Origin of the sequence: Desulfocurvibacter africanus subsp. africanus DSM 2603 (assembly GCF_000422545.1) — a bacterium.
GTDB lineage: Bacteria > Desulfobacterota > Desulfovibrionia > Desulfovibrionales > Desulfovibrionaceae > Desulfocurvibacter > Desulfocurvibacter africanus.
This window is the reverse complement of the sequence record NZ_AULZ01000002.1, coordinates 248307-269965: the sequence shown is the minus strand read 5'-3', so window position 1 is coordinate 269965 and position 21659 is coordinate 248307. Positions and strand designations below refer to the sequence as shown.

Sequence of the window (21659 nt, the reverse complement as noted above, 5' to 3'; positions counted from 1 at the left end):
CGGTCTCACTCGCCCAGGCTGACATTGCCTTCGGGCGATACGAGGGCTTGGATCTCCACCGGACTTGAGGCGCTCTCGAGCAGCAGCCTGCCGGTGATCTGGAACTTCAGGCCGAGGTGGTTGTCGTCCAGCGGCAAGGCGGTCACCCGGACATCCGCGAGCCGCGGCTCGAAGCTCTCGATGATGCGCTGCAGGGTCCGCTCCAGGTCCCTGATCGTATCCAGGCCGTAGGAACTCGGCAGGTCCGTGAAGTCGGGCATGCCGAATTCCTCGGCAATGGGCGCGCTGCCTTGTCGCGTGTTCAGGATGTGGCGCAGGTGGTTCATCACCGAGCGGTAGATGCCCACGCTGTCGGACACCCCTCGCCTTTCCGGATTCTTCTCCAGCAGGCGGATGCGCTCAAGCAGCCGTATGTCGATCATGGCCCTCCCTGCCGGGGACAGCGCCCCTGCCCGTCATGGGGCGGGACGGGACGGCCGGTGGTCCTGCTCCGGCGTCCCGCTCCCGCCTCTGTCCATCGCGCCCGGTTACTTGGGCGTAAGCCAGGAATCCTCGGCCTCGATGCCGTCGGGTACATAGGTCTGAATCATCTTCGCGTAGCCGAAGAGCACGGTCTCCATGTCCTTGTAGGGCTTGTTCGCTTCGAGGAAGGTCATGGGCTTCTGGTGCTTAAGGCCCACGATGATCGCGTTCTGCATCTTGACGGTGTAGTACTTTTCTTCCTGCCCCTTCTCGCTGATGCGGTAGTAATCGATGCTCACCTCGATCTGTTCACCGGTGCAGCAGGCCTGGAAGAGCTTAGGCGAGGCCTGGTCTTTGTGCTTGGTCACGATGAAGGGCTTGTGCAGCCTCTGTCCCGTGGGCAGGCCCGAATGCGGGTCCTGGGGTATTTCCACCGAATGATCGATGGCGTACACGATGATGCTGCCTTCCCTGCCCTTCTGTGTGCAGTCGCCCTTGATGTCGCCCTGGGACTTGCCCTTGATCGTCATGTAGCTGGTCAGCGCCATATGAGTTTCTCCGTTTCAGGTAGAGGTGTCACCGGTTGCTACGCTACAGGATCTATTCCTTGTCCAGCTTGCCAACGAGAGACAGCTCGAAGTTCGCGCCCATGTACTTGAAGTGGGGCATGACCTTGAGCGTCACTCCGTACCAGCCCGGATCGCCCGGGATGTCGTTGACCGATATCTCCGCGCGGCGCAGGGGACGCCTGGAGCGCACGCCGGCCGAGGGGCTCTCCTGGTCGGCCACGTACTGGCGGATCCAGTTATTCAGTTCCGTCTCCAGGTCGGTGCGCTGCTTCCAGGTGCCGATGTTCTCGCGCTGGAGGACCTTGATGTAGTGGGTCAGCCTGCTGATGACGAACATGTAGGGCAGCTGTGTGCCCAGCTTGTAGTTCGTCTCGGCCTCCTTGCCTTCCTTGGTGTTGCCGAAGAACTTCGGCTTCTGGCACGAGTTGGCCGAGAAAAAGGCCGCATTGTCGCTGCCCTTGCGCATGGCCAGGGCTATAAAGCCCTCCTCGGCCAGCTCGAACTCCCTGCGCTCGGATATGAGCGTCTGGGTAGGGATCTTGGCCTGGGTCGCGCCCATGGCCTCGTAGGTGTAGACCGGCAGATCGTACACCGCTCCGCCGCCCTGGGGGCCGATGACGTTCGCGCACCAGCGGTACTTGGCGAAGCTGTCCGTCAGGCAGGAGGCAAAGGCAAAGGCCGCGTTGCCCCACAGAAAGCTCGTGTCTCCGGCCGAGACGTTCTCGCGGTATTCGAAGTTCTTGGACGGGATGGTCTCCGGGCCGTAGGGCAACCTGAGCAAGAAGCGCGGCAGGACCAAGCCCACGTTGCGCGAATCCTCCGACTCCCTGAAGCCGCGCCACTTGGCGTGCTGCGGCCCTTCGAAGACCGACTTCAGGTCCTTCAGGTTCGGGAGCTGCTCGAAGGAATCCACCCCGAAGAAGGACTCCCCGGCAGCGGCTATGAACGGGGCATGGGCCATGGCCGAGGTCGCGGCCACGGACTGCAGCAGCGAGATGTCCCTGGGCCCGGGCCCGAACTCGTAGTTGGCCACCATGGCCCCATAGGGCTGGCCGCCGAACTGCCCGTATTCCGCCGTGTAAAGCATCTTGTAGAGCCCGGACTTGGTCAGCTCCGGCGCATCCTCGAAGTCGGCCAGCAGATCCTCTTTGCTCAGGTTGACCATGGAGATCTTGATGTTCTCCCGGAAGTCCGTGCGCTCCACGAGGAACTTGAGACCCCGCCAGGCCGATTCGAGCTTCTGGAACTGGCTGTCGTGCAGGATGGCGTCGACTTGGGTCGACAGCTTCTGGTCGATGTTCGCAATCATCTCGGTGATGACCGCCTGGGTCACCCGGATGCCTTCCCGGCCGGGCTTGAGGAGCTCGTCGATGAACGCCTGCACGCCGACTCTGGTCGCGGAGTACGATTCATCGGAAGGCTTGACCTTGGTGGCCTGGACGATCTCGTCCAGCAGGGAGGGCTCTCCTCCTGCCGTAGCGGCCTCCGGCTTGGCTTGCTTGAGCACTTCTTCAGCCATGTTCTTTCTCCTTATCCTTCGAGGCCCAGTTCCTTGAGCAGGCGCTCGCGCGCTCCTGGATCGGAAACCAGCTCCTGAATCTTCTTGCGGAACTCGGGAACGTTGCCCAAGGGTCCCTTCAGGGCCAACAGCGCATCCCTGAGTTCGACCAGCTTGGCCAGTTCCGGCACGTTCTTGACAATGCTGTCCGGATCAAAATCCTTGAGGCTCTGGAACTTGAGGTCCAAGGTCAGCTGTCCGCCCTCCTTGTCGGCGAGGCGGTTCGGGACCGTAAGCTTGAGTCCCAGGTTCTGCGCCTTGAGGACCTCCTGGAAATTTTCCTTGCCCACGTTCACGGGCTCGCGCTGGTCGACCGGGCGGTCGTCCTGGCTCTGAGTGAAGTCGCCCATGACCAAAAGCTTCAGGGGAAGCTCAACCTCTTCCTTCGCACTGCCCGTGGCGGGCTTGTAGGTAATGTTCACCCGCTCTTTTGGGGCCACGGAACCGTCTTTCATAACCGGCACCTCCTGCCTTGCATGTTCTGTTACCGAGCCGAGACCAGCGTCCCGGAACCGCGCTGCTGCAGCCTTGCGCTGGCCGCTTCGTCCGCTTCCCGGTCAGCAGGGAAGCACGTCCCGAATTCCGCACTTATCCAAAAGACCTTTGCACACTTGGCAGCCCGGCGGCTCCGGACCTGTCGGCGCCTCCGACAGCGGTCAGGGTCCGGCTTGCTAAGCTTTGCCGAGAAGCTCCAGGGCCTGCGCAGGCCCGACCCTGGCGAGCTTGTCCATGACCTCGGCAGCCAGGAGCCTGGAATCCTCCGAGCCGTCGTCTTCCAGGCACCCGTGGACCACGCTCAGCCCCTGCAGGGCCAGCGCGGGCTCCCACTCCTCCAGGCGATGTTCCTCCATCAGCCTGAGGATCTCCCGGCAATGGGGACGGGCTATCTCCGGGGCCGAGATCCTGGTTAACAACTCGACCAGAGCTATGCGCCAGAGCAGCCGCTGCCTGGCGCTCGCAGCGTGGACAAGGCCGTCATGCACGAGGCCCAGGGCCTGGGCAGGCTTGTGCTTCTTGAACAGCTCCGCCGCCTCGGCCAAAGCTTTGGCGATCTCCTGTTCCGGGCCGGCCCCGGCCGGGTCGGCCGGCTCCGTGCTCGCGGAGCCGGCAGCGTCCTTCAGCCAAGCCCTGGTCTCCCTATCGGCGAAGGGCGTGCCGTCCACGAAGGCCAGGGTTTCGATCCCGGGCAACCGCCTTATGTACGCAACCGTCTCGTCGCGCACCGCCGCCATGGCGGCCTGGTACTTGTCTCCGAGCGCTGCAAAGGCTTGGACAGCGAAGCGGCTCAGGTCCAGCCAGAAGAGGGCTTGCGGCACGTTTGCTTCCACGGTCTGCACTACGCCCGCATGGTCGCCGGCAGCCGCAAGGCGCTGCAGGGACTCCCTGGCCGCCTGGTCCGGCGGCGGCAGCAGGGTCTTGCCAGCCTCGGCTTGCGGCAGAGCGGTCACGCTCGCCCAGGCGCTGATACGCAGCAGCCGGTACGCAAGCGGGTCGGCCTGATCCAGGATCAGTAGCCCGGCCGCAGCCCGGCCGACCTGCTGCAGGCCAAAGTCGAGCAGCTTTTCCAGGTCCGCGGCCGTGCCTGCTCCGAGGCTCGGGGCAGGCGGAAGTTCGGTCCCTGGCGCAGAGCCGGTCTTGGCGGGCTCCGAAAGGGACGTCTGGTTGGCTTGGTTGGCTTGGTTGGCTTGGCTGGCCTGGGGGGAGGCCTGCACCGGCAGCATATCCACGTACTCGACGAGCCTCGAGATGATCGGCCCGTCATCTAGCTTGTCCACGAGGAACGCATCGAGCGCCCGCAGGGCGGCACGCAGGGAGTCTACCGTTTCCTGGGGCAGCGGCTCGGGCCGCAAGTCCGCCAGAAAGGCATTGGACCGCTCGTACCACCAGGCCAGGGCGTTAACCCGGCCCTTCATCCTACTCTTGGGCGGGTGGAGAGTGTCCCAGAAAGTGTCGACGAGGTCCCCGAGGATACGCACGCCGACCATGAAGCCGTCGAGCTGACGGGTCTGGCGCAGAGCCTCGGCCAGGTAGACCGCCACAAGCAGGTTCTTGGACTTGCCGGCCAAAATGGCCGAGGAAAGGGAGGCGACCTTGTCCCAGTCCACCCCAAGCGGACCGGATAAGCCGGAGAGCTTGTCGATCTCCTGCTGCAGCGCCTCGAAGTCCGGCTCGTAGCGGACATCCTCGCCGGTCGGCCGTTCGGCGCTGACTGGCTGTCTACCCAGATCAAGGAGTTCCATGGCTGCCTCGCATAGCCTGCCGGCTCCACATCGCTAGAAAGTCTTCCGGGCCGAGCGGCCTGGCGTAGAGCCAGAGCAGCGTGCTCTGGCCGCACCGCCCGAGGAACACGGCGGTCGGGGCCGCATGGCGGCCCGCATGCTGAGCGAGCCAAAGCGCTGACTGCCTTGCCTCGTCCTTGGGCAGGCAACCAGCGATCTCGCCCTCTATCGCCTTAGCATCCGAGACTTGGCACTCCCTGAAACGCAGCCGGCCGTCCTGGGAAACCGCCCGGGCCTCGTCCGGCTCCCGCGGGACCACTGGCGCCGGGACGGCCGCCACGGCCTGCTTCAATTCACGGATTGAACCGAACCTGCTATGGGCGATCGTGGCCATGGCCGCCCAGGTGCTGCAGAGCGCCGGCGGCAACCCGCTCCAGCGCTCCCGCCAGCCAGGCAGGCTCCCCCGTCCCAGCAGCAACAAGGGGTACGGCCTGCCGAGCGAATCCGTGCTCGCGGCGAGGCAGCCGCAGATCAGGGCATCCGGCGAGGCCCCCGCGATCCAGAACTGCCAGCATCCGTTTCCCCCGTTTCCCCCGGCCTCTCCGGCCACTCCGACTGACACCGCCCCGCTGCCCACCCTGGAAAATGAGCGGGCAATCCAGACCGCGAGGCCCCTGGATACTGGGCACTGGCGGCCAAGGGTGATGAAATCGGCCAGCGCGGGATGCTTGCCCTGGGCATGCCACTCCCAGCCGGCGGCCTTGGTCGCTACCGCCAGCATTGGGCTATGACTTCCGGCACTTTGAGCGGCTTGACGGCCTGCAGCTTCAGGATCGGGACACTGCCCTCGAGCTGGTACTTCACCGTGATTTCGCGCACCCCCAGGTCCTCGAGGCTGGCCTTGTTGTCCGGGAAGTCGTTAGGGGTGAAGCGCCTGACGCCCGTCCTGAAGTCCGCCAGGAACATGGGCACGCCCCTGACGCCGGCGTATTTCTTGGTCAGCGTGAAGCTGCTGAACTTGATATCGAGGCTGACGTCTCCGCACACGTCGGGCGCCCAGTCCAGGCTCATGCTTACGGGGTAATTGTAATTCTCCAGCCTGTGCGTGGCGTTGGCGCACTGGATGTTAAGGATGCCGGCCGAGGGCTCCTCCTGCGCGTCACTGTTCACGTCGAGCGGCTGGGCGTTGATGGTCAGGGGGTAGCTCGGCAGGCGCATCTGCTCTTGGGTTTTGGTTCTGCTCAGGAAGGCAAGGAACTCCCCGCTCACGGGCAGGCTGCTGCCCAAGGCGACCTTGGCGAAGTGCCCCCGCCTGTTCTGGCCGAGGAAGGGCGCGGCTGAGCCCTTGAGGAACTTCCAGACCAGCCCCGCCGATGGCTCGAACAAGGTCTTGCCGAGTTTGGATTCGGGCACGCTCTGGATCTGGCTCAGCACCTCCTCCTCCCAGCGCGTCTGCAGCTCGCAGGCCGCCTCCTGGGAGGTGTAGTCAAGAAGGTACTGCAGAGGACCTGAAGCCAGATCCCAGAAGGGCTGTTCCGCTGCACCGCGCGTGCCGAGGATGGACTTTAGCTTGGAGATCGAATTGGCGGCGGCGTAGAACGGCGATTTGCTTTCATGCTGCACCGTGCTGTAGGGATAAAAGTCCGCTGCCACGGCATAGGCCACGGCCGGAGAAGTCGCGACCGGCAAAATCTGCTCGAGCGCTGCGGCATAGGCCTCGAGTTCCTTGGAGGCGGCGCGCACGGCCTCAATCCGTTTGATGTCCGATCCCGAGCCCTTGCCCAAGGCCTGCTCAAGGCCCTGCTCCCCTTCCCTGACGGTCCTTACGACCACCGGCGCGGACTTGTCCGCTTCCTGCCGCTGCGCCAGGAGCTTGGCTTCGCGCAGGCGCCAGGCAAGCTCCACCCAGCCCGGCAGGCCGGCCTTGCCCTTGAGGAATCCAAGTTCCTCGGCCATGACGTCCAACAAGGTGAAATAGGGACTAGACAGTGAGGCCATCCCGCCGGCCAGATCCTTGCGGCGGTCCGCATCGGTAATCTGGTGCCGAGCCTGCGCGGCCTTGCCGACGAAGCTCTCCCAAGCTAGGAGGTACTGGTCTTCGTACCAGCGCTCGAATTCCACCCGGCGCGGCTCCAGGTCCTGGGGCCTTTCCAGGGAGGCCTGGATCTCCTTGAGGAATGCATCGATGCGGGCCTTGCCCTGGCGGGTAAAGGCCGGAGGCAGGCCGGCATTGTCATGGCCATGCAGGCTGCCGAGGCCCCAGAACTGCTCCAGGGTGATCGGCTGGCCATCCAGGCCCGTTTCATTGGCCCAGCTGACGAGCCAATGCAGGCTTACGTTGGACTTGGCGGCGATGGCCGTCAGTTGTTCCCGAGCCTTTGTCCGGCTCTGGATCAGGCTGGCTTGGTCCGGGGTCCACTCCAGCCAGGCCAGGGCGAGCCCGGAGACCAGGAAGGCCTCCTCCGACAGGGCTTCGGGCGAGAAGACTTGCAGCAGCTCATAGGTCGGCTGGGGCATTGCGGCGAGCTGCGCATGGCCAGCGCCCTTTAGCTTTGCGTCGATAAGCTTTGCGCGCCGGACCAGATGCTCGGCGAGCTTGGCCACCACGGCATCCGAGTCCGAGGTGGAAACCCGGGCCAGCATATCCTGGAATTGCCTGTCCCATTGCCCCAGTGCGCCTTCCTCGAGCAGCGCGCAGAAGCGCAGCTTGAGGTCCTTCTCCACCTGCAGGCTTTGGGTCAACCCCATCCGGGGCAACCACCAATCCCTGTCACGCTCGCCCATGCGCACGAGTTCTATGCGGAAGCGGTCCATGAGCAGCAGATCCTGCTCTATATCGTCAGACAGGCTCGGCACCAGGGAGAAATCCTCGGTGAAATCCTCTAGGGCCGTCTTGTTCTTCAGGAAGGAGGCGGTCAGCAGGCCGCAAAGGGAGAGCATGACGAGGTTCCAGGCCAGCAGCCCCAAACCTTCCGACAGCCTTCGCCGGCGCAGGAACGCGGCCAGCGGGGTGAACAAACCTCGATCCGAGGGCAGCACCCTGGCGAACAGTCCGCGCAGGAAGAGCCCCTTCTCGCCTGCCCGCAGCTGCTGCCCCCTCTGGTCAAGGGTCGCAAGTCCCTGCAGGAGCTGCGAGCGCGCGATGCCCTCCTGCCGTGCGCTGGAAAAGTAAAGCCCCCTGCACAGCGGGGTCTCCTGGTATGGATTCTCTGCAAATAGGGCCTTGGCAAAGGTGAGCAGCCCGGAACGCAGGGCGTCGACCTCTCCTGGCAGGAGCAGCAGCCCGGAGGGAGATCCCTCCCGGCAGAGCACTATGCGGCAACGTAGCGTGCGCAGCTGCTCGCTGATCGCGTCAAGGGCCCCTTCCAGGGCCTCACCTATCTCCAGGCCGGGAAGAGGCACAACCTGCCCCATGGCTCCTTCCAGAGCCTTGTCCGGCAGCGTTTCGGCCAACTCGGCCAAGCCGAGAATTTTGTCGGTCTTGGTCACCAGGACATACACGGGAATACGCGCGCCAATGGCCCGCATCAGCTCGTCCACGCGGGCCCGTATGCTCCTGCCCTCCTCGACGAGCTTGTCCAGGCCGGCATCGAGCAACTTGTCCGCGGCAATGGTCACGACCAGCCCGTTCAAGGGCTCTCGCTTGCGGTACTTGACGAGCAGGGAGAGGAACTTGCGCCACTCCTCCTTGTCATGCTCCTCGTCCACGGGGATGGCGTAGCGGCCGGCCGTATCGAGGATGATGGCGTCCTCGCAGAACCACCAGTCGCAGTTGCGCGTGCCTGATATGCCCTGGGCAGGGCCGACGTCCGTCAGGGGCGTGGCCAGGCGAGCGCTTTTGATGGCGGTCGTCTTGCCCGATCCGGCCTCGCCCATGACCAGGTACCAGGGCAGGACGTAGAGCGGATTGCCGTGTTGCCTGATGCGTGAGGTGCGTAAAATCTCGATGGCTTGGCGCCAGCGTTCCTGGAGGTCCCGAAGCTGCGGTCGCTCCTTGGCCGGGGCAGCGGCAATGGTTGCCTCGTCCTGTTCGATGATGCGCTTGACGAACTCCTCCTCCCGCCGGCGGATAAGCCAGCGCTTGAGGAGCAGGGCGCCCAGGATCAGCCCGAAAAGGCCGCACAGGATGACCGGGCCGGTCCACCACGGCCAGCCGAGACGCTGGCCGAGCACGTGGAGGCCGACAAGCGCGGCGGCCAGCAGAATGAGCGCCAGCAGGGCCATGAGTGCCACGAAGAGGAACCGTTTCATACTAGGCCCCGCCCAGGAAGGCCCGCATGGCCCGGTCCAGATAGGTGTGATAGACCATGTACAGCCCGATCAGTACGCCCAGAGGCGCCAGAAAGAACACGGCCAGCCACGGGTCGAGCCGCACAAGGGACTTGCGCTGTCCCGGGCCGAGGTCCTGGGCATAGGCCCCGGGAAAGAGGTCCCCGGACGGACATCCGCCAGGCCGATCCTCGCCCAGCAGGAGCCGCGTGTTCACCCGCTTTATCTCGTCCAGTAATGTCTTCTGCTCCTCGGAGTAGAATCTGCCTCTGTAGCCAAAGGCCAGGCAGTACAAGTAAACCTCCCGCACTTGGCTCTTGTCGGCCGGGAGCTTGCCGAGGCGCTCGAAGAACTCAACGCCGGCGTTGGTTGTGTTGTAGTAGCGGCGCTGGAGGTGCTCGCGCAGCCAGCCTGCCCTGCTCTCCCAACTGGAGCACAGGATGGTTTCATCGATCCAGGCGCAGACTGCGAAGCGGGCGTTGTCGAAATCCTCGGCCGGGAACTTGCCCTCGTTGCTGCGCTGTTCGCTGCGAGCAAGAAGTTTGTCCACATCCTCGCGCACCTGAGCGACGGTGGGCTTCAGGCCCTCCACGTTCTCCAGCATTTGCCTGGTGAAGGTGAATGTCTCGATGAAGTAATCGACCAGCCGCATGGTTTAATTCCTCAGGATGACGATTTCGCCGGCCAGGTCCTCTGGCTTGGAGTCCCAGTAAAGCGACACCCGGCGCGTTCTCTGGACTTCGCCCCACTGGGGGCTCTCATGGTCGATCCGGAAATAGAAGGACTTGGCCCGCCTGGGCAGACCCGGCGGCGGCACCGGGAAATAGTGCAGGGGCACGCCAGGCACGGCCATGGCCACAAGGGTGGTGATCTTGGCCGCAGCCGAGAGCTTGGCCATGTTGCGCACGGACTCCAGGACCTCCTCCGGCGAGGTCGAGGTGTGCAGGACGAGCCAGTAGGAGTTGCTCTCCTGGAAGTGACGCGGCTCGAAGGAGGCGCTCAGGTAGCTGCCCTCGGGCTCCAGGCGGACGGTGTGTTCCGGCCCCACGCTGATGGAGCTGAACAGCTGCTCGACGAGCACGCTCAACTCTGAGAAGCAGTGCCAAAGCTCGCCGTGGTCGTATTGCGGAACGGCCAGGGTGGAATCCCTGCGCTCGCCAAGGGCGTTCAGGTCCTCGGAAAAGGTGCTCATTTCCCCTGCGAGCTGGCGCAAAACCCCGTACACGTCCCAGGGATGAATGTGCGGCGCTTCGAGCAGATGGCAGAGCTGCGGCAAATACCTGTTCAGGGAGCGCAGGGCCAGCAGGAACACGAAATAACCCGCATCCAGGGCGCTGACCTGCACCTCGCGCGGGCTCTTGTACTCCTCGAGCTGGCGGCAGCGCGAAACAAGCTGGTCCTTGAGGCTGCGCACCATCTCCCTGAGCAAGCCGCAGGCTGACAGGGTCAGACACGGTGGAATGTAGCGCCTGCAGACCCGGACCTCACCGCCGTCGCGCTCCAGGCTGGCGATGGGCAGCAGACTATAGTTCTGGGCCCGCTCAAGCTCCGACTCCCAGAAGAGCCTGAGCCCGTAATTCAGGAAGCGTACCTGGGCCACCGGGCCCTGGCCATACTGGTCGCCGGCCTCTTCCGGTCCGGAGCGGGAGGTGTAGCGCTTCGGCATGTCGGCCAGCCCGTCCGGGCCATCGATGACCTCGACGTTGCCGTCCTGGCTATCCTGCCTGCGCAGGCCAAGGTAGACCTTGAAGGGTCGCTGGAAATCGGTCCACTCGGCCTCGAAGGATCGCGGCCGCAGCAGGGCGTTGCCCGGATAAGACACCAGTTCGCCGTCAGGGAACAGGAACTCCCCCTTGCTCAGCTCGAACCTGGCGTTGCTCAGGGCTGCCTCGTGGATTTCCAGGGAAATGACACCCCAGAAGTAGGGACGCAGGTACTGCCGCAGGGGGTTCAGCAGCGATTCATGATAGCGATCCAGGAGCTGGAAGTGCTGGGGCTGGAGAAACTGTCCCTGCTGCCAGAGGATGGGCCTGTCTGTACGCATTAATCTCCCCCGACATCTTGAATCTCCTGGGGGTCCAGGAGGAGATTGATCTTGAGCCGACCGGGCTGGCGCACGGTATCCCTGAAAAATGGAATATAGCCCTGCTTGTGCTCATCGATGGGGATCTCGAACAGCCGGGTGGCCTGAGCCGGATTTACGTTGTAGTAGCCGGCGGATATGCCGATAAAGCGGGCATTCTCGGCCCTGTCCAGGAAAAGGATTTTCTGTTCGCCTGGTTGGGCGACGATACGCCTGTAGCCGGAGACGCTTGCATCGAAACTGTCGCACTTGAGCAGGGCGAGCACGCCTGAGGGGGTCCCCGAGAGTTCACCGAATTTATCGGGATCGGAAAGCTGATGGACGCAAAGCGCCAGCGTGTGCGGTTCACCAGCGTATTGATTCAGGCTTCCATCCGCAACAATCTCCAGGGATATTGCGTCCTTGGAGTGGGACCATATGACACTGCCGGACTTGCCGCCGCAGCCGACGATGAGCGGCAGCAAAAAAAACCATATGGGAATGGAATAGCTTGCCATATGAAGTGCCTCCGCATGACTTTGGCGGTGAGTAAAACCTATAAGCGAAGCAATTTTTGATTATTAAATTTATTAACCATGTTTATATGGTTTGAATAGAGAGGACAACAAAAAGAATTATGGTACCTGTTTTTTTAGACGCATACTCTCTAGGGTAGAAAATTTGACGAGGTCGAAATCACGTCTACCTTGTCCTGCAGCGTTTCATAATTAAATCATCGAATGGTCTTTATCGTCTTCGCTGAACTAGCAAGCAAGTCGGCAATCCAGATACGTGTACCGCGCCTGATTCATGTTGTTGCAAACGGCAATTGTTTTCGCCTACTTCCAATCTATGAGAGCAACAGGCTGCTTACCTCTGCTGGCGTCAATCTCGACCACGAAAGTCTGGGCTTATCGAAGCCCGAGGTAAGCCCGCCGACCGTCATGGTTCATCCGCGCTACTCCCTATCTTGAGAGTTGTGCCTCGTTGAAACACCTCGACCTGTATAGATGATCAAGCCAGCCCAAGCGTGCGTCATTCTTGGTTGAGTCACGAACTCGGAAGCATCCCAAGGCTGTGTCCTCTTCAGCATCTTTCTTTCTCATGATCCAGGCTCACGCATTTCCGAGTGTATAAAAGCCATATCTAGTAACTTTATGTACTGAAGAGATTTGTGAAGATTCCTCTGACTTCAACTTAATGTGAATTACATTCCAAGACTTAAATACCAGAGCGAATCGAATACCCATTAAGCTTACCCAAATATCTACCATTCCTAGGCGGGATAATGAGCGTTGGTCCGTTGGACGAAGGCTTCGCAGGCTCTCTTCCTGCGTGTGCACTCCCACAAGATCGAGCATTTGATCGATTGCACGGAAATTCTCATTAAGCGCATGGATACTGCCCTGAACGCGGCAGTTTGAAAGACTGGACTGAGCCTACGGCACTTGTATGTACGACATCCAGCATTACGACCATGCTCAGCATAAACGTTGAGCCCCTGGTGGTCGCGGAGATGGCAGGGACGAACGTGGAGATGGTTGTGAAGAACTACAACTAGCCACACGCAGCCGTAACAGCGATGATCGTCGGCGGGTCCAGTATCGGATTGCCGCGACTACTTCCTGAAGATGTTCAGCAGAATGGTCAGGACGATGGACAGGATGATGGACGTTACGATGGGGAAATAGAAGCGGAAGTGCTCCCGCTCGATGACGAGGTCGCCCGGCAGGCGGCCTAGGCGATTCAAGAAAGGCAACTTATCCGAAAAGAGCATGACCAGGCCCACGGCGACCAGCACCACGCCGAAGATGATGAGCAGCTTGCCGAGTGGAGCCATGCCTCACTCCCCTTCTGTCTTTCGATGTGATCAGGCCCGTGAAGGCCCAAACATGAGGCCGCCTGCTTGCCCCTGCGGCCGAGCACTCTCTCGCCCAGAGCCAGCACGCATTTCAAACGACATGGACATGCCCGAGACTGCACCATGCCGGCGTCCTTGCCAAGCGGGCTCAAGTTTATCGGGTCACGTCGTCAGGACAGGATGATCTCGGCCCGCAAGGGTAGGTGATCCGAAGCCAGGCGCGTGGCCGGCGTGTCCAACGATCCCACTCGGCCGAAGCGCATGCCGTCGGAAAGGTATATGCGGTCCAGGGCCAGCAGCGGGCGGTTGGCCGGGAAGGTACGCGTGAGCGGCGAGGCCTTGACCCGGTGCGTCAGCCTGGCCGAGGCGCCAAAGAGCGGCATCCAGAAATTGAAGTCGCCCAGCAGGATCGTGGGATACTCCCCGTCCTCATCCAGGGCCGCCAGGAGCGACCGCACCTGGCAGATACGTTCATTGCGCTTCAAGCCAAGATGCGTGGCCAGCACGCGCACGCTCGTTCCGTCGGCGTCCAGCAGCGCGTCGATGCAGCAGCGCGGCTCGCGCCCATCAACGGCCAGATCGCGCTGATCGTAACTGAGAACGGGCAGGCGCGTGAGCAGCATGTTGCCGTAGCGGCTCGTGCCACGGACCATGGTCGGCCCGGGCAGGACTTGGCAGCCCATCTCGCGGCACAGGACCTCCTCGGCCGTGGCCCCTTCGCTCCACAGGAAGTCCACTTCCTGCAAGGCCAGGATATCAACGTCCAGCGCCTGCATGATCTCCAGCACGCGAGAGGGATTCCATTGGCCGTCGGTGCCGACCCAGGCGTGGATGTTGTACGTAGCCGCAGTCAGTCTGCGCTGCGAGCCCGTCTCGTCCATGTCTCAGCCGTACAGCCCGTAGCGCATGCGGATATGCTCGATAACCGCTGCCTGGGCCAGGTGAGGGTTGGCGGGGGCAACGGGCGACTCCAGGGCATGAAGGGCATAGAACGGCGTGTCTTCGAGCCGGGCGTTGCAGGCATGCACAAGAAGCGCCTCCAGGCTGAGCACATCGGCCACGTTGTAAGCCAGCAGCGTTTCCAGGAACTGCTCGTCGCCAGTCTCCTGGTACTCCTTCCATAGCAGGACGGCGAAGTAGCCGTCCACGCCGTCGAGTTCGTCGCGGCCCAGGCCGAGCATCTTTTCGCAGGCCTTGAGTCCGCCCCGATAGCCGATCTGGCGCAGCACATAGCGCAGGTCGATGTGCGCCTTGGTCAGGCGGGTGCGAAAATGTCTTTCGAGGAAGGGCACGTCGAAGCATTTGCCGTTGAAGGTCACCAGCAGGTCGTAGCTCGCGATGTCCTGCTCGAAGGCCTCCAGGTTGCGACCCTGGACATAGGTGCGCACTTGGCGGCCGTCGTAGAGGGCGATGCTCGTTATGGCGTCCTCGCCGAAACCAAGGCCCGTGGTTTCGATATCCACGTAGGCCACGGAGTCGCGGAAGTCGGGGAAAAGCCGCCACTGCTCGCTGACCGGCAGGATCACGGCGAAGTGTTCGGCGTCGCGGCGGGCCAGGGCCTGCACGGACGCTTCCAGGCTCGGTTTGGCCAGGGCGCGCTTCGCCTCGGAGAGCACGGAGGTCTCGCAGGAGAGCCAGTCCTCCCAGCGATGTATGCCATGCCGCCAAAGCTTACGCTCGCTCTTGAGCCCAATGCCCGGAATGTGACAAAAGCTGTGTTGCAGCATAGGTCCTCCGCGGGGCGGGATAGCATGTGCCGTCCCGATGGTCACCCATCTTATTCGTCCCGTCCGGAGGCCGCAGGAGACGCACATGTGTGGTCGTTTCGCCCTGGCCATCCCCAGGACCCGACTTGAGGAGCATTTCCGGGTCGAGTTGCCGGAGTTGCCAGGTCGCTACAACATAGCTCCCGGCCAGGATGTGCTGGCCGTGATCGTCGAGCCGGACGACTCGGGTCGGCGGCAGGGCCGTTTGTTCCGTTGGGGATTGGTGCCCTTCTGGGCCAAGGATGCCAAGATCGGCAACAAGCTGGTCAATGCGCGGATCGAAAGCGCCGCGGACAAGCCTGCCTTCCGTAGCGCCTTCGCCCGCAGGCGCTGCATCATCCCGGCCCAAGGCTTCTATGAATGGCGCAAAGCCGGCCGGGAGTCAGTGCCCTACTTCTATGAACTGACCACGGGAGAGCCCATGGGTCTGGCAGGCTTGTGGGAATCCTGGCATCCCCAACAGGGAGACACTCTCTTCACGTGCGTCATCCTGACCTGCCCCGCCAATGAACTGGTGGCGCAGGTACACGAGCGCATGCCTGTTGTGCTGCGACGTGAGGATTATGAGGTCTGGCTGGCGCAGGCCGCGCCAGGGCCCGAGTTGGCCGCGTCCTTGGCCTTGCCGCGCAGGCCTGAGGAATTCTCGGCGCGGCGCGTATCTCCAAAGGTCAATACGCCTCGGTCTGACGGCCCGGAACTTCTCAGCCCTTGGCCCCCAGTGTGATCCGGAGGCATACACTCGAGCGCCCGCCGCGGTTACTTCCACGACGGGCCTCTGTCGCCATCCGCCGGTCAGCGGACAGCGCGTATTTCGTTATCGACACAGGAGGGTAGGCGTTAACCGTGCTTGCTGATGAAGCGGCTCTGGACTCCGGCTCCCCCGCGCACTCCGGACCTGTAGCCGTCCATACGTTTGCCTTCCTGCCTGGTCCTGAGCAAATCAGCCTTGACCTCTTCCCGCAGCCGCATGGCCTGGCTGGTGATTCGGTTATGAAGCTCCTGGAGTTCGCCAATCCTGTCCCGTAGAACTAGCGGATCACGGCCAGTCGTTTCCTGGGCCAAGGCGTTATTAATCAGATCGCCCCGCTCGTGCGCCAGCGCCTCGGCCTGCTCGATCTCGCCCGCCAAAAGGAACTCAAGTTCCCTGCGGCCCACATCCAAGGCCTGATCAAGCATCCGCAGGGACTCATACATGGCTAACCCTTGACCCGCGCGGCGATATCGCTACGGATGCCGGTCAACACGGCCTGCCACTTCTCCAGCGCCGGCACGAACTCGTATTCAAGCAAGTCGGAGAGCAGGATCCAGTCCTGATTTTCGACGACTTCCATGATCTCGGAGAACAGCTCCGACAGTTCTTCCATGCGCTGGCTCAGGTACTCGCTGTCCGTCATGCTGAACTCGTCGCGCAGCACGCCGACCATGGCCATGAAGTCGCGGGTCACGTCGATGAGATCCTGATACAGTTCCAGGGCTTCGGCATCGTCAGCTTGGCGGAACAGCTCCGCAATCTGGCGAGAGCCCGCGTACATGACCTTCTGGACCTTGAACAGCTCTTCCACAATATTGGCGGCCATCTCGGTCACGCCGACAGTGCGGATCTCGACGCTCTTGATGTCACGGACGCCGATATCCTCAGCCTGATGCGGATATATCTCGGAGAAGGCTTCTTCGTTCACCAGGACGTCCGTGACGATCCTGTTGCCCAGGGTTTCATCATCCATCACCTTGACGAGCAGCTGCTCGAGGTTGGCGAAGTTGCCGATGCTATGACCGGACTGCTGGCCGTCAATGACTATCATCAGAGTCCCTCCTGCATTTTTTTCTGCACAAATGCCTTTGCAAGTGACATATCAACTTTCATGCCAGTCTAGAGCAGATTGCTTTTATGACGCCCGCTCCGGCGTTGACGGCGCAAGTGAATTGCGCCTACGCCTACACGGCGGCAAGCCATGCCGACGCATGGCTTGCAAAGCATTTTCAAAAGCAAAATGCTCTATCTGACCAGGGAGCGCAGCCCCTGGAGCAATTCAAGATACCTCCGCAGGCAGGTCAACAGGCCTTGCATATCGGACGAACGCGCTTCCATTTCGAACAGAAGCATGCTTCCCAGCACCTTGAGCCGTCCGCTTTGGGCCAGCAAAGCCTGCAAACGTTGCCAGTATCCGAGAAATTTTGCCTTAAGGGCAGGCCTGGGCTCCCTGGCCAACAACGCGCCCTGGCTGGCCAGCAGAGTCAGGAGATCGCACGCGGCCCTCAGCTCCCCGGTCAAAATCGAATCCTCCATAACCGCTTCAGACCCAACGGTCGAAGGATCCACCTCCTGACCATCCAGGAAGCGGCTCAGGAAGCGGCGCTGCAACCTGACCCAGGCTGTTCGCGCATCGTCCGGAGCATCGGTGAGCGAGCGCAGGCCCATGAAGCCGGACGGCTCAACCTCGGCCAACCAGGCCCGCGTCCCAGGCGTTTGCGCCCGGCTCCACGCACCCTGTTCCAGCCGGGAACGCACCAGCCCGAATACTACATCCGGCTTGATGGCCTGACGGCAGGCCAGGCCATGTTCGCAGGTGATGCCGAATCCGCAAGGATGGCAGGCAAGCGCCGGCTCAAGACTCAGACTGCCCTGACGGTAAGGTCCCGTGTCCCATGGCTGTGCCGTGGCCAGGAAGATGGCGGCCACCGGCATGTCCAGTCCCGCGGCCAGGTGCATGGTCCCTGTGTCGTTGGTGACCAGCAGCCTGCAACAGGTCAATGTCGCGGCCAGGCTCGACAGGTTCGTACGACCGATGCGGTCCACATGAGGGTAGTCGGCCAGTGCGGAAAACCGCTCGGCCAGCGGCCGCTCGCCAGGGCTGCCCAGGAGCACGGGCGTCAGGGACAGTTTTTCCCACAGCAAGCGCCCCAAGCGGGCAAAATGTTCCAGGGGCCAGCGTCTGCGTTCCTCGCTGGCACCGAGTTGCAAGGCCACGAAGCCGTTGCTCCCGTGCGGCGCGTCGCCAGCCAAGGCCGTCCGTGTCGCTGAAACCTCCTCCTCGCTAGGCCGCGTAAGACTAAAGCAGCCGTTGGCCGGAGGCAGCTCAGCAACCCGACGAAAGACATCCACCACATTGAAGGGACTGCACCCACGGCTGGAGGAAGCAGTCTGCAGAAACATGGCCCAGGGGTTGGAGTGCGTGGTGAAGCCATGGCCATCCAGACCGAATCCCACGCGATGCTGCCCCAGGCACGAGGCCAGCAATCTAGCCGTGATGGTGGGCGTCAGATTGACAACGCGGCAGTCGGGATACTCCGACGTAACTTTCGCGAGGTAACGCTTGAGAACGGTCAGCCCTTCCAGCCAACCCCGATCCAGGGACGCCAGCAAAGCCGCGCCCTGAAGTGGGTAGACGGTATCCAGGCCAGCTAGAACCTCCGTGGTGGCCTGGAAATTGTCCAGGCAGACCAAGCCGGTCCTGCCCTGAGCAGCCAGGCCGCTCAGCACGGGTTGCGTCTGCAGCAGATCCCCAAAGCGGGTAAGATTGATGACCAACGTGTTCATTGACTGCTGTCGCATTCAATTACAGGGCCAAACGAGAATCTCTTTTTTTGGGCACGCAAGAACGCCCAGGCACGATTGCAGACGGAGCATAAGAGGCCGTATCATCCCTGGAGCTGGCTGCGATCAGAATACAATGCAGAGCCTTGACAGTTGCGCGCGTGTCCAATCCGATCTGGAGCCTCAAGAGAAAGGAGCTTCCGCCTTATTAATCCACTCAATATCATTGACAATAGCATGCCTGGTGGGTACTTTTTGCATTAGTAAATTTGTCAGCAGTAAACTTTATGGAAAAGATCACTCCCATCCTGAACGCCGCACGGGATCTGTTCGCCGAAAAAGGCTTCGAGCAGACGCCCATAGCCGATATCGCCAAGAAAGCCGGGGTTGCGGGCGGAACGATCATTTACCATTTCAAGAGCAAGGAAAACTTGCTTTTCATCCTCATCCGCCAGATTCTCTATTCACTTTATCGCCATGCGCAGGACGAAATCAGTGCCGCCACGAACGGGCTTAACGCCGTCGAAAGCTATATTCGCGCGTTCTTTACTTTTTTGGACTCGCGCGGCAACGATTTCAAGGTCCTGCTAAAGACCAACCCCTTCGAGGTTATCAACCTCCAAGAGCATCCCAATGCCGACGTCAAACTCATCTTCGACCGTTATCTCGACCTCCTTGTAGATGCCATCAAACGCGGCCAAGCAGACGGCAGTATCCGCGATGGTCAACCCGCGGAACTGGGCAAGTTCATCTTCGCCGCCCTTTTCGGTTCAGCCCAACTCAAAGTTGTCTTTGGTGATAGCAGTACGAATCTCAGGGACTCGGCACTGCACTTCGCTCGGGCCGGGCTGAAAAAGTAAGCATATCTGTTCATCCGCATAGCTTTTTAACCCAATTGGCATCTGTCAGATGGTAATTGACTAGCTTCTTCTTGCTACTTTTTTCACTTTATCCACTGCACAGCCTCTAGAGCCATTTACTTTTCCCACCCATTTTGGTATAGATTCTCACCTTATTAATTCAGTACAGGTATTTTATATCTGTAAACGGCAAATCAGGCATAGCAATACTTATGTTCTGTGCTGACCGGTGCTGTTCACCCACGCGATATTCTCTATCCTGCGTGAATGTCATTTTGTATCCTATTGAAAGTTTAAAGACTTTTATACTCAAGAGGCTCAACCATGCGCTGGCGCGACCTTGGACTCAAATGGAAATTCACTACTGGCTTTGGCCTGGTCTTGGCCTTACTCCTGGCCGTGGGCGCATGGTCCGTGCAAGGCATCGGAGGCATTGTCGGAGATGCCGAGGAAGTTATCGGGGGTAACAGGCTGCGCGCAGAGTTCGTTCAGAAAATCGTCGATCACCTCAACTGGGCCAACACGGTTTCCAGCTTCCTCAACGATACGCAAGCGGCTGAATTGAAGGCGCAAACCGACCCGCGACAGTGCGGTTTCGGCAAGTGGTACTACAGCGACGGGCGCACAGAGGCAGAGACGCTCATACCGGCAATCAAACCGTTGCTCCAGAGCATAGAGCAGCCCCACGCCCTGCTGCACGAGTCGGCCAAGCAGATCAGCGCCAAGCGGGTACAGGTTGATCCTGCCCTGGGCAACTTCCTGCGTGAAAAGAAGGTCGATCATCTGCTCTGGGTAAACCAGGTAAACGAAGCTCTCACGGCAGGAAGTGGCGCAAAGGCCGAGGTACAGACCGACCCCAGGCTATGCAGCCTCGGCAAATGGCTCCATTCCGACCAGACAGCCCAATTGCGCAGCAGTGATCCAGCCCTTGAGGCAGTCGTTGCCCAGATATTTGCTCCGCACGAGGCCCTGCACAGAAGCGTGCTGACCGTCAACGCTCAAATCGCATCACGCCGGCCTGACCAAGCCATGGAAATCTATCGCAGGGATACCTTGCCCGCCGCGCATGCCACCCTCGGCGCCCTGGACGAGGTCATCGGCTTGCATGATAGCCGCCTGCATAGCCTGGAGGAAGCCCGCGCCATCTACGCCGACCAGACGCTGCCGAATCTTCAAGCCGTCCAGGGGTTGCTGCAAGACATCCGAGCGGTTGTGGACGAAAACATCATGACCGACGAGCGCATGCTCCAGGCAGCCAATACGACGCGCATAGGCGTGCTGGTGGCGGCCGCCGTCGCCCTGCCCCTGGGCGTGCTCCTGGCCTTGGTAATCGCCCGCGGCATTATTGGCCCCATGCGCAAAAGCTCCGAATTGGCCGAACATATAGCCGACGGCAATCTTGATGCGAATCTGGATATCCAACAGCAGGACGAAATCGGCGTGATGGTCGAATCCCTGCGTGCCATGGTGGAGAAACTGCGCGATGTCGTGGGCGAGGTGACCTCCGCGGCGGATAACGTGGCTTCGGGCAGCCAGGAGCTTTCGGCATCCTCCGAGTCCATGTCCCAATCAACGTCGGAGCAAGCCGCCAATGTGGAAGAGATTACCGCCTCCATGGAAGAGATGGCCGCGAGCATCCGCCAGAATGCCGAAAACGCCATCCAGACGGAGAAGACCGCCCTGCGTGTAGCCACGGAGGCCGAGCACGGCGGAGAAGCCGTTGACCGTTCGGTTCAGGCCATGAAAGATATCGCCCAAAAGATTACCATCATCGAGGAAATTGCCCGCCAGACGAACCTCCTGGCCTTGAACGCAGCCATTGAGGCGGCTCGGGCCGGTGAGGCAGGCCGCGGATTCGCTGTCGTCGCAGCGGAAGTCCGCAAGCTGGCCGAGCGTAGCGGCGCGGCAGCCGCGGAAATAAGCGAACTGTCCACCCACAGCGTGGACGTGGCCGTCCAGGCAGGCGAAATGCTGCGCAAGATAGTGCCCGAGATCCGCAAGACCGCTGATTTGGTCCAAGAAATCGCCGCAGCGAGCAAGGAACAAGACGCCGGCGCCGATCAGGTCAATCGCGCCGTGCAGCAACTGGATATCGTGGTGCAGCAGAACGCCGCGGCGGCCGAGGAGATGGCTTCGACAGCCGAGGAGCTTTCCAGCCAGTCCGAGCAGCTGCTGCAGACCATCTCGTTCTTCAGGTTCTCGACCGGTCACGACAAGCGCCGCGTCCAGCCCAGGGCGGCCCTTGCTGCGCAAGCAGGCAAGAACTCAGGCAACGTGCAATTGAATGGTCTGGCCGTGAAAACCGTCCTCGCCCATCGCCCGTCCAGCGCCAGGACCTTGTCCGCCACGTCCGCCAAAGCGGCCATTCCCGGCGATGAGCGGGACATGGATTTCGAACGTTTCTAGAGCAATTTGCGTTTGAACTGAGAGAGGGCGCTGCCCTCTCTCAGACTCTCTCCCGGCAGGGAGCGGCGCTCCCTGCACCCCATTTTTCATTA

General features: G+C 61.5%; 19 protein-coding genes. 3 read left to right on the top strand and 16 right to left on the bottom strand.

Annotated elements, in window-relative coordinates; genetic code table 11:
• Positions 1–5 precede the first annotated feature (5 nt).
• From tssE to H585_RS0103410, 13 genes are all read right to left on the bottom strand, one after another.
• Positions 6–422, bottom strand: a complete 417-nt coding sequence (tssE, locus tag H585_RS0103475; RefSeq protein WP_027366771.1) for a type VI secretion system baseplate subunit TssE — start codon at positions 420–422, stop codon at positions 6–8.
• A 105-nt stretch (positions 423–527) separates the two neighbouring features.
• A complete protein-coding gene (locus H585_RS0103470; RefSeq protein WP_005984525.1) occupies positions 528–1010 on the bottom strand; it encodes an Hcp family type VI secretion system effector in 483 nt (160 codons plus the stop codon).
• A gap of 52 nt (positions 1011–1062) precedes the next feature.
• Complete coding sequence (gene tssC / locus H585_RS0103465) at positions 1063–2550, bottom strand: type VI secretion system contractile sheath large subunit (RefSeq protein WP_027366770.1); 1488 nt, start codon at positions 2548–2550, stop codon at positions 1063–1065.
• A gap of 11 nt (positions 2551–2561) precedes the next feature.
• Entirely contained in the window at positions 2562–3044 is a 483-nt protein-coding gene (tssB, locus tag H585_RS0103460; protein WP_014260282.1) for a type VI secretion system contractile sheath small subunit, read from the bottom strand.
• Positions 3045–3260: 216 nt separating this feature from the next.
• Positions 3261–4829 (bottom strand): type VI secretion system protein TssA, encoded by a 1569-nt coding sequence (gene tssA / locus H585_RS0103455; protein ID WP_027366769.1) that lies wholly within the window; start codon positions 4827–4829, stop codon positions 3261–3263.
• Positions 4816–5589 (bottom strand): TagF domain-containing protein, encoded by a 774-nt coding sequence (locus H585_RS0103450; RefSeq protein WP_027366768.1) that lies wholly within the window; start codon positions 5587–5589, stop codon positions 4816–4818. The genes tssA and H585_RS0103450 overlap by 14 nt, the downstream gene beginning before the upstream one ends.
• Complete coding sequence (locus tag H585_RS0103445) at positions 5577–9059, bottom strand: type VI secretion protein IcmF/TssM N-terminal domain-containing protein (protein ID WP_027366767.1); 3483 nt, start codon at positions 9057–9059, stop codon at positions 5577–5579. The genes H585_RS0103450 and H585_RS0103445 overlap by 13 nt, the downstream gene beginning before the upstream one ends.
• 1 nt (position 9060) lies before the next feature.
• Complete coding sequence (locus tag H585_RS0103440) at positions 9061–9729, bottom strand: DotU family type IV/VI secretion system protein (RefSeq protein ID WP_027366766.1); 669 nt, start codon at positions 9727–9729, stop codon at positions 9061–9063.
• Between the two features lie 3 nt (positions 9730–9732).
• Positions 9733–11121: a type VI secretion system baseplate subunit TssK gene (tssK, locus tag H585_RS0103435; RefSeq protein WP_027366765.1), complete on the bottom strand. Its 1389-nt coding sequence runs from the start codon at positions 11119–11121 to the stop codon at positions 9733–9735.
• Positions 11121–11657 (bottom strand): type VI secretion lipoprotein TssJ, encoded by a 537-nt coding sequence (locus H585_RS0103430; protein WP_027366764.1) that lies wholly within the window; start codon positions 11655–11657, stop codon positions 11121–11123. The genes tssK and H585_RS0103430 overlap by 1 nt, the downstream gene beginning before the upstream one ends.
• A 1100-nt stretch (positions 11658–12757) precedes the next feature.
• Positions 12758–12979 carry a DUF2905 domain-containing protein gene (locus H585_RS0103420; protein ID WP_027366763.1) on the bottom strand — a complete coding sequence of 74 codons (222 nt, stop codon included), beginning with the start codon at positions 12977–12979 and terminating at the stop codon, positions 12758–12760.
• A gap of 191 nt (positions 12980–13170) precedes the next feature.
• Complete coding sequence (locus H585_RS0103415) at positions 13171–13881, bottom strand: endonuclease/exonuclease/phosphatase family protein (RefSeq protein ID WP_027366762.1); 711 nt, start codon at positions 13879–13881, stop codon at positions 13171–13173.
• Positions 13882–13884: 3 nt separating this feature from the next.
• The gene (locus H585_RS0103410) at positions 13885–14727 is read right to left on the bottom strand and encodes a ribonuclease H-like domain-containing protein (protein ID WP_027366761.1); all 843 of its coding nucleotides are present in this window, start codon (positions 14725–14727) and stop codon (positions 13885–13887) included.
• 85 nt (positions 14728–14812) lie between these two features.
• On the opposite strand from H585_RS0103410, the gene H585_RS0103405 reads away from it, so the two are divergent.
• Positions 14813–15490, top strand: coding sequence for an SOS response-associated peptidase (locus tag H585_RS0103405; RefSeq protein WP_027366760.1), 678 nt, complete (start codon positions 14813–14815; stop codon positions 15488–15490).
• Between the two features lie 113 nt (positions 15491–15603).
• Here H585_RS0103405 and H585_RS0103400 read toward each other — a convergent pair whose 3' ends face one another.
• The 3 genes from H585_RS0103400 to H585_RS0103390 all read right to left on the bottom strand — a co-directional run bounded on the left by H585_RS0103400 (position 15604) and on the right by H585_RS0103390 (position 18304).
• On the bottom strand, positions 15604–15960 hold the full coding sequence (locus tag H585_RS0103400) for a hypothetical protein (protein ID WP_027366759.1): 357 nt from the start codon (positions 15958–15960) through the stop codon (positions 15604–15606).
• Positions 15961–15962: 2 nt separating this feature from the next.
• A complete protein-coding gene (locus H585_RS0103395; protein WP_014260272.1) occupies positions 15963–16568 on the bottom strand; it encodes a DUF8043 domain-containing protein in 606 nt (201 codons plus the stop codon).
• Positions 16569–16762: 194 nt separating this feature from the next.
• Positions 16763–18304 carry a glycosyltransferase family 9 protein gene (locus H585_RS0103390; protein WP_027366758.1) on the bottom strand — a complete coding sequence of 514 codons (1542 nt, stop codon included), beginning with the start codon at positions 18302–18304 and terminating at the stop codon, positions 16763–16765.
• Between the two features lie 284 nt (positions 18305–18588).
• Here H585_RS0103390 and H585_RS0103385 point away from each other — a divergent pair, with 284 nt between their 5' ends.
• Positions 18589–19161 carry a TetR/AcrR family transcriptional regulator gene (locus H585_RS0103385; protein WP_027366757.1) on the top strand — a complete coding sequence of 191 codons (573 nt, stop codon included), beginning with the start codon at positions 18589–18591 and terminating at the stop codon, positions 19159–19161.
• A 324-nt stretch (positions 19162–19485) separates the two neighbouring features.
• Positions 19486–21567: a methyl-accepting chemotaxis protein gene (locus H585_RS0103380; protein ID WP_027366756.1), complete on the top strand. Its 2082-nt coding sequence runs from the start codon at positions 19486–19488 to the stop codon at positions 21565–21567.
• The last annotated feature ends 92 nt before the right edge of the window (positions 21568–21659 follow it).

Coding starts and splice junctions, on each gene's coding strand:
- tssA (WP_027366769.1), bottom strand. CDS start 4,829: ATGGAACTCCTTGATCTGGGTAGACAGCCAGTCAGCGCCGAACGGCCG.
- H585_RS0103400 (WP_027366759.1), bottom strand. CDS start 15,960: ATGTATGAGTCCCTGCGGATGCTTGATCAGGCCTTGGATGTGGGCCGC.
- H585_RS0103440 (WP_027366766.1), bottom strand. CDS start 9,729: ATGCGGCTGGTCGATTACTTCATCGAGACATTCACCTTCACCAGGCAA.
- H585_RS0103415 (WP_027366762.1), bottom strand. CDS start 13,881: ATGGACGAGACGGGCTCGCAGCGCAGACTGACTGCGGCTACGTACAAC.
- H585_RS0103380 (WP_027366756.1), top strand. CDS start 19,486: ATGCGCTGGCGCGACCTTGGACTCAAATGGAAATTCACTACTGGCTTT.
- H585_RS0103390 (WP_027366758.1), bottom strand. CDS start 18,304: ATGAACACGTTGGTCATCAATCTTACCCGCTTTGGGGATCTGCTGCAG.
- tssK (WP_027366765.1), bottom strand. CDS start 11,121: ATGCGTACAGACAGGCCCATCCTCTGGCAGCAGGGACAGTTTCTCCAG.
- H585_RS0103450 (WP_027366768.1), bottom strand. CDS start 5,589: ATGCTGGCGGTAGCGACCAAGGCCGCCGGCTGGGAGTGGCATGCCCAG.
- tssE (WP_027366771.1), bottom strand. CDS start 422: ATGATCGACATACGGCTGCTTGAGCGCATCCGCCTGCTGGAGAAGAAT.
- H585_RS0103420 (WP_027366763.1), bottom strand. CDS start 12,979: ATGGCTCCACTCGGCAAGCTGCTCATCATCTTCGGCGTGGTGCTGGTC.
- H585_RS0103385 (WP_027366757.1), top strand. CDS start 18,589: ATGGAAAAGATCACTCCCATCCTGAACGCCGCACGGGATCTGTTCGCC.
- H585_RS0103405 (WP_027366760.1), top strand. CDS start 14,813: ATGTGTGGTCGTTTCGCCCTGGCCATCCCCAGGACCCGACTTGAGGAG.
- H585_RS0103445 (WP_027366767.1), bottom strand. CDS start 9,059: ATGAAACGGTTCCTCTTCGTGGCACTCATGGCCCTGCTGGCGCTCATT.
- tssB (WP_014260282.1), bottom strand. CDS start 3,044: ATGAAAGACGGTTCCGTGGCCCCAAAAGAGCGGGTGAACATTACCTAC.
- H585_RS0103430 (WP_027366764.1), bottom strand. CDS start 11,657: ATGGCAAGCTATTCCATTCCCATATGGTTTTTTTTGCTGCCGCTCATC.
- H585_RS0103395 (WP_014260272.1), bottom strand. CDS start 16,568: ATGATAGTCATTGACGGCCAGCAGTCCGGTCATAGCATCGGCAACTTC.
- H585_RS0103470 (WP_005984525.1), bottom strand. CDS start 1,010: ATGGCGCTGACCAGCTACATGACGATCAAGGGCAAGTCCCAGGGCGAC.
- tssC (WP_027366770.1), bottom strand. CDS start 2,550: ATGGCTGAAGAAGTGCTCAAGCAAGCCAAGCCGGAGGCCGCTACGGCA.
- H585_RS0103410 (WP_027366761.1), bottom strand. CDS start 14,727: ATGCTGCAACACAGCTTTTGTCACATTCCGGGCATTGGGCTCAAGAGC.